The following is a 7,061-nucleotide window of genomic DNA, read 5'->3' on the forward strand; positions in this document are numbered from 1 at the left end:
TGCTCGAGCGTCCGGCCGGCGTCATCACCTTCGCCACCCGGCCCATGCTGTCGTACCAGGTCTTGCTGGTGAAGGCGGCAAAGCTGTCCGTCACCTTGGCTCGCTCCGCCTGCGTGATGCGGTTGCCGGCCTGGTCATAGGTCATCCGTACTTCGGAACGGGTGCCGTCCGTGCGCAGCGGACGCTGGATCATGGTCAGGCGACCGTTCTTGTCGTAGGTGTAGTCCATGCGCTGGTCGAGTTCATCGACGCTGTAGCGCACGTCGCCGAACAGGTCGTAGGAATTGCGCTTGCGGCCGCCGTCCGCGTGGAACTCGGTCTGCATGGCGCCACTGGTGCCGTACAGGAGCTGGCTGACCAGGTTGCCGTTGGCGTCGCGCGTGGCGATGGTGCGTCCGGTACGGTCGGCGTAGTACGTGGTGCGCGGGGACATCGCGTACTTGTAGCCGTTGACCAGCGTGACATCGATGCTCGGGTCCTGCTTGGCCATCATGCTGCCCAGCGTGTTGTAGCTGATCGTCGTCGTGAAACCGCGGGCGTTGGTTTCGGACGTGACTTCCCCGAATGCGTTCGTTGCCTGCTTGTGCGAGATGAGCTTGACGCTGTTGACGGTACCGCCCACCAGCGTCTGCAGCTGTGCTTGGCCGTCGGTCGGGCCGAAGTACAGGGTGCCCTTGACTTCGATTGGGTTGCCGTCGTCGCTGCGCAGCACGGTCGCACCATTCTTGAGCGTATAGCTGTATTCGACGGTGCCGTTGGCGCCTGGTGCTATCAACGTACTAGCGTCCCACTTGAAGAAGTTACCCGGCTCTTTTCCCAGCAGAGTGCTCAAGAATGGGCCGCTGCTTCCTGCGAGCCGGTACTTCAAATCCATCGTGGTAGCGGTTGCAGCGACTGGATTGCTGCTTGGCAGCGTGAAACTTGCAACCGTAGGAATTTTGTCGTGGTTGTGCGACGAAACACCGTGTGACGCACCTAAGAAAAGCACTCCACTTGCCTTGTTAACCAGCACCCCATGTGCGTCATGTACTTCATAGCTATAGTCGAAATTCTGGATGTCCGAATCGGAGCTAAACACGTTATAGCTCGCCCATTCGTACATACCACTCACTTTGCCGAGAGTTACCGTGGAGTATGCGCCTCCGCCACTCGGGCGGTACGACAAGCGCATAGTCACCCCAGCTTTTGGCTGAGATGTGAATCGTGTTACTGTTGGTGGTTCGGTATAGCCTGCCAACGGTTTGGCGGTGTCCGCGTTACCAGGCGTAAAGGTGCTTGCCGTTTTCCGGATCAGCTGACCGTGGACGTTACGGGCTTCCACAACGTACTCAAAACCGTTAGGGAGATTTGGTGGCGCATAGAGGAAGTAACCGGGCGTGTAATTTCCGCCAGCCGGGAACGGCGTCAGGACGGTTCGTGCACTCCACGCGTCGCTCGACCCCGCCGCGCGGTAACGGATCGACAATGTCGCTGTGTCGGTGCCCTGATCGCTAAAGATCAGGTAGCCCCAGTTATCCATAAACACTCGGCCGGCGCCACCAAGTAAGCTTGACGCTGACGGTGAGACCCAGCTCGGCACAGTCAGACCCATCATGCCGTTAGCGATGCTAATGATGTTCCCCCCGCCATCGAGTGACAGGGCACGGTATTCGTAGTTGCCTTGCTGGTACGCACTCCAGTCGAAAGTAAAGCGGTTGCTGACCGTATAGCCGTTTATGTTTTGCTTTGGCAATTCGATCGTCGACCAGCCCGTATTCGTTCCGGCCGCCCTATATTCAAGCAGCATCCTGGCGGGCGCTGGGCCGCTCGGCTGTACATCGAAAACGATGAGGCTTGCGCTAGTTTGTGTCGAGGCAGACGAATCAGAGATTGTCACGTAGCTCGAGCCCCACGCGTGGTACTGGCCGGGCGTCGAGTATCCACTAGCTGTTGCAATCTGCAGCTCACCATAGGGGGTCTGCTTGAAGATGGTGTAACTGTAACTGGCAGTTTCCGTCCCCCCTTCCCCAGCTGCCGTTTCCACTAGATTCATAACGATCGATGTCTGACCGTTAGCCGCGTAAAACGACCCATTAAAGCCGGAATAGCTATTTCCGAAGCCGCCTGATCCGCTGAGCGTTACCGCAATACGAAGGTCACCAGTTCCCCAAGCGGCGGTATTCGGTAGTGATAAAGTCAGACTGTTCGATGGAGGATTCGCCTCTATGCGCGGCTCACCGGACGGCCCATCGTGCACCGTATCGGGATCGTCCGGCCAGTGGGTTGTAACAACTTCCGTGGTACGGGAGAAAGTTGCCGTGACTGTTGTCGGCGTGGCCGTCGCGTAACTCACGGACGCAGTTGGTGTCCGCTGAACCGACACTCCGGTCGGCTCATTAATGCTTCTATGTGCACCGACAAAAAAGGTGCTGTTCGACTTGTTGATCGTCTCGTTTGCTGCGTTCTTCGCTTCGATCTGGAAGTCGTAGCTGCCCGATAAGCCGTCGGGTCTGAAGCTGAACCAACCTGGCATCGCGATGCCGCCTATCTCTGACGGAGCTAATACCTGCGTTGACCAGCCGTCCTGACTGCCTGCCCGCCGATAAGTAATGACTAGACTGGTTGCCTTGCCGCCGAGTTCATTGAACACGAAAGCGCCGCTGGTATCTCCAAACGCACGCCCTGGCCCGCCCATCGAATGCGAAGTTTGCGTAATCGTCGGGTTGCTCCCGCTAAGCACCATAGTGCCCTGCTGCGAATTACTAACCTCGTTCGCGGCGTTAAACCCTACATAACGAAAATCGTAACTGCCGCCTGCGAGGGCAGACCAATCAAACACGAACCTTCCTGTCTGTATTGCACCCTCGGAGCGAGCCTGCGGAACGCTATGGATCGTCCAACCGCCATTACTACCGCTTGGGCGGGTCATCAACATCAAGCGTTGCATGTCCGGTCGTTGTCCGGAAAACTGTATGTGGTTCAAGCCAGTGGTTACGGCACTGCTAATCGTAGTAGAACCACGTGCTGGTGCAGGTCTGATCCAGGTGTGAGTACCGAGCTTGACCGGTCCTAGATCGGTATCCTTGTAAATGGTGTAGGTAAATGATCGTGAGCTGTGCCAGTTCCCGATTCCGTCCGCTTCGATTTCTTCATTGAAAGAAAAACTATAGGTAGGCGCGCCTGCCGGAGGAAAGAACGACCCTTGATAACCCAACAAGTTGCCTGACGGATGCAACGATACTTCGATACGGATGGGCCCTGTTCCCCAAGAGCTCGTGTCCGGCACGTTCATGCTTAACGAATGCTGCGCGCCGGTGATCGTTGCCCCACTGTAGTCGTAGTATCGGCTTGAGCCTGAATAGGTGTCGGTAAGTGTCATCGTTACCGATTGCAACTGGCTAATCGCCACCGCGCCAGGTGTCGGAGGCTGGATCGGCATTCCGGCGCTTGAAAGACCCTGCTCTACCGTAAATGCAATACCGCCAAGTCCGGCAAAACTTGCACTGCTCTTTTGGGTAAGTGCCTCGACTACTGTGATGATGTTATGACTTCCCAACATTTCAGGCTGATATGTAGCCGTCAGCTGGTTGCGGGCGTCGTAGGTGCTGAAGAACAGATTATTGTTGGGCACACTTTCTGAAATCTGCTTCAGCGTCCACTTCGTCGTCGCAGTATCGGCCAGGTTTACTTCTGGATTGTCGAGCTTAAGCGTCGTATTACCATTCTTGTCGTATCCGTACACATACGTGATACCGGTATCCGCATTGCTGCGCCAGACACGACCCGCCTGGTCGTAATCGTAGAACTCGGCCCACTCAGCGCTACCGGCAATCGGGTTGGTACGCTTGCCGGCGATCTCGCCGAAGCTGTTGTAATGCGTTTCCACGACGGTGTCGGACGCTTCGTCGGTATGGCGGATCTCGCGGCCCGCCGCGTCGTACCAGTACCAGGTAACGTCATTCACCTTCGCACCATCGGCATTGATCCTGTCGACCAGCATCTTCCTCGTGATATTGCCCGCCGCGTCGATGCGATAGTCGATCTTGACCTGCTCTGGGTCGGTCTGCCCAATCAGATGGCCACCGGCGCTATATCGGTACAACGTGATACGGTCGTCGGTCTCGATCAGGTTGTTCTCGCCCCGCACTAGCTGCCGCGACAGATTGTCGAGCCCGTCGTATTCGTAGTCGGTCGTGGTGCGGACAGCGACGCCGCGGTAGTCTGTGAAGCTGGCCTGCAGTTCACGCTTCTTTCGACCAATTTTGTCGAACTCCCAATCCGTCACAGCACCGTTCGCGTCGGTGCGCTTGACGACGTTGGACAGCCCATCGTACGCATAGACCGTCGTCGCCTCACCTGTGACGTTCGTTGCGGCGCCGGTAAGGGCGTCCACCGTACCGTAGACGACATTCAGGCGCGACTCGGAGCGCGTGCGGCCCATGCGGTCATAGGTAAAGCGCGTGACGCGATCCTCCACGGCGTTCGCCGTCACGGTGAGTTGCGCCTGGGTAGTGGAATCGTCGATGGTGCCGGTGGCTGCGTTGGCGTAGCTGGTCTGGATATCGATATTCCCGAATGCGTCGCGCTTGTACACCGTCAGGTAGCGCATCGCGTCGAGCTGTGCGGTCAGCTGCCCTGCCCGGTCGTAGTAGTTGCGTGTGACATTGCCATTGGCGTCAACCGACTTGACCAGATTGCCGGCCGCGTCGTACACGCTCTGCGTCAGGATCTCGGTCGGGGTGAGGTTGTATTTCTTCGAAACCGGATCGAAGGTCGCGGTGCCGATATCCTTGATCAGCGTTGTCTTCAGGCGCCCGGCACCGTCGTAGGTATAACTCGTCGTTCGATCCTTCGCCGGATCGAGGCGGACGTAGGCCCCCGACGCAGGTAACGCCGCGCCCGGCGCCAGCAGCACCGGCGCGCTGTCGTTTGGAATAGTGCCTGCAACCGTCGCCACGACATTCGCGTAGACCACCTGCTCGGACTTCATGCCAGCCGCGTCATAGGAGTTGCGGGTGTAGGTGCCGGTCGGGTCGATCACGCCCGTGACACGGTTGTCCTTGTCGTAAAAGCGGAGGGTGCGCCCGCCGCGGACGTCGATTTCCTCGACCAGGTTGCCCCGCAGGTCGTACTTGCGCTCCTTCGTCGGCGTCACCGTCACGTCAGCCTTCGACACTGGATCGAAGGTCACGATAGCGTCACCCATTTCCTTTACTTGGCGGTCGAGCCTGTCGAATTCGAAGATCGTCGTGCGCTGTTCCGGCAAGCCAAGCGCTTCGATCATCTTGACGACATTACCGCGCGCGTCGTATTCGCGTTGGTTCTGAACCGGAATCTGCTCACCTGCGCTGTTCTTGCTGGTCGCTGGCAGCGTTTCGCGGAACAACCGGTTGTTCCTGTCGTACTCGTAGCTCGTTGCCGCCTGATTCCGCGATATCAGCGTCTCAAGGTTGCCGTTGCTGTCATAGCCATACGACTCGGTGTAGAACGCTGTCCCCTCGTAGGTGGTGCGCACGGTAGTCTTGCGTCCGAGCGCATCGTAGTCGACTTCCTGGTACTGGTCATTCAGCGACTGGACAACGTAGACGCCAGTGCCGCTTGCCGCGAGCACCCTTGGTACCGTGGTCTCGTCATACGTTCCCTGCACTTTGTTCGCATAACGAATTGTGTGGGTCGCATTGCCTTGCAAGTCGTAGCGCGTTTCGCTGACCGCGCCTTCCGGATCGATCTGCAACGTGATGCGTCCCAGCGCGTCGGTATAGAAATAGCCGGCGTTCTGGCGCGCGTCGACCACCTTGACGATGTCGCCGAACGCATTGTAGGCCGTGCTCGTCGTGGCGCCGTCGGCATCCTTGACCTTGAACTTGCGCCCCGCCACGTCGAAATACTGGTATGTCGTGCGCCCGCCGGCCGTGATCTGGGTCTGGTTACCGAAGCTGTCGTAGCCGTACGAGGTCGTGCTGGCGTCGGCCGTACCGGCGGCACGCGTATCGGTCAGCACRCGCGAGCGCGCGTCGTAGGTAAAGCGGCGGGTRACGGCGGCRCTGTTGCCGTAGGCTTGCGTGGTATCGGTACGGTTGCCCAGCGCGTCGTACAGGTGACGCACCACACCGCCGTTTGCATCGGTCTCCGTGTATATGCGGCCAGCGGCGTCGTAAGTCCAGGAGCTGGTCTGGTCGCCCTTGAGTGCGTCGGTGTTGGCCACCGGATTGGTCAAGCTGTCGTAGGCCCAGGCATCGTTTGCCGCAGCCGGCATGGCAACCGGGTTCGTGTAGCGCGTCTCGGACTTCAGGCGGCCGTCGGCGAAATAGGTTCGGCCGGTGACATAGCCCAGGGCGTCGATCTGGNGCCGGCATGGCAACCGGGTTCGTGTAGCGCGTCTCGGACTTCAGGCGGCCGTCGGCGAAATAGGTTCGGCCGGTGACATAGCCCAGGGCGTCGATCTGGCGCACGAGGCGGTTCTGCGCGTCGTAGGCCGACCATGAGGTGTTGCCGCGGCCGTCCGTGTGGCGGATTGCGTTGCCGGCATGGTCGTAGGCCCAGCTCTGGCTCGTCGCGTCCACGGTGCCGACGCCATCGTTCCGGGTCAGAACGCGGCCGTCGGCATCGTAGGTGTAGGTGGTGACACGGTCGAGCACACCCGTGAGGACGTAGGCGCCGCTCGAGGGTGCGGTGGCGACGGCTTGCGGCGACGCGTTGTCNGGCATCGTAGGTGTAGGTGGTGACACGGTCGAGCACACCCGTGAGGACGTAGGCGCCGCTCGAGGGTGCGGTGGCGACGGCTTGCGGCGACGCGTTGTCGGCCAGCGTGCCTTTGAGGCCGCCGGCATAGCGCACGGTGCGGGCGACGTTGCCGGCGGCATCGTACACCTGCTGGGTCGCGGCGCCCAGCGCATCGATGCTCCAGGTCAGGCGGCYGTTCAGGTCGTAGCGGTACTGCTCGCGGCGGTCGGCCGCGCCGGGCTGCAGGCGCAGCTTGACGGTCGCAACATCGCTCAAGCCAGCCTGCAACGGATCGATCGCTTTCGCATACTGGATGGTTCTGGTTCGGCGTGCGCTTGCCCAGTTCACCCAGGCCGACC

General features: G+C 59.7%; 1 protein-coding gene and 2 pseudogenes. All 3 read right to left on the reverse strand.

Annotated features, from left to right (window positions below; genetic code table 11):
- A partial coding sequence (locus ASF77_RS25245) for a hypothetical protein (RefSeq protein WP_373961845.1) occupies positions 1-6,235 on the reverse strand: 6,235 nt, incomplete at its 3' end.
- Positions 6,236-6,327: 92 nt separating this feature from the next.
- Positions 6,328-6,617 (reverse strand): annotated as a pseudogene (locus tag ASF77_RS25250) (hypothetical protein); the annotation flags it as partial.
- Between the two features lie 64 nt (positions 6,618-6,681).
- Positions 6,682-7,050: pseudogene (locus ASF77_RS25255) on the reverse strand (hypothetical protein); the annotation flags it as partial.
- Positions 7,051-7,061: the final 11 nt, after the last annotated feature.

Origin of the sequence: Massilia sp. Leaf139 (assembly GCF_001424165.1) — a bacterium.
In the GTDB taxonomy this organism is placed as follows: domain Bacteria; phylum Pseudomonadota; class Gammaproteobacteria; order Burkholderiales; family Burkholderiaceae_D; genus Telluria.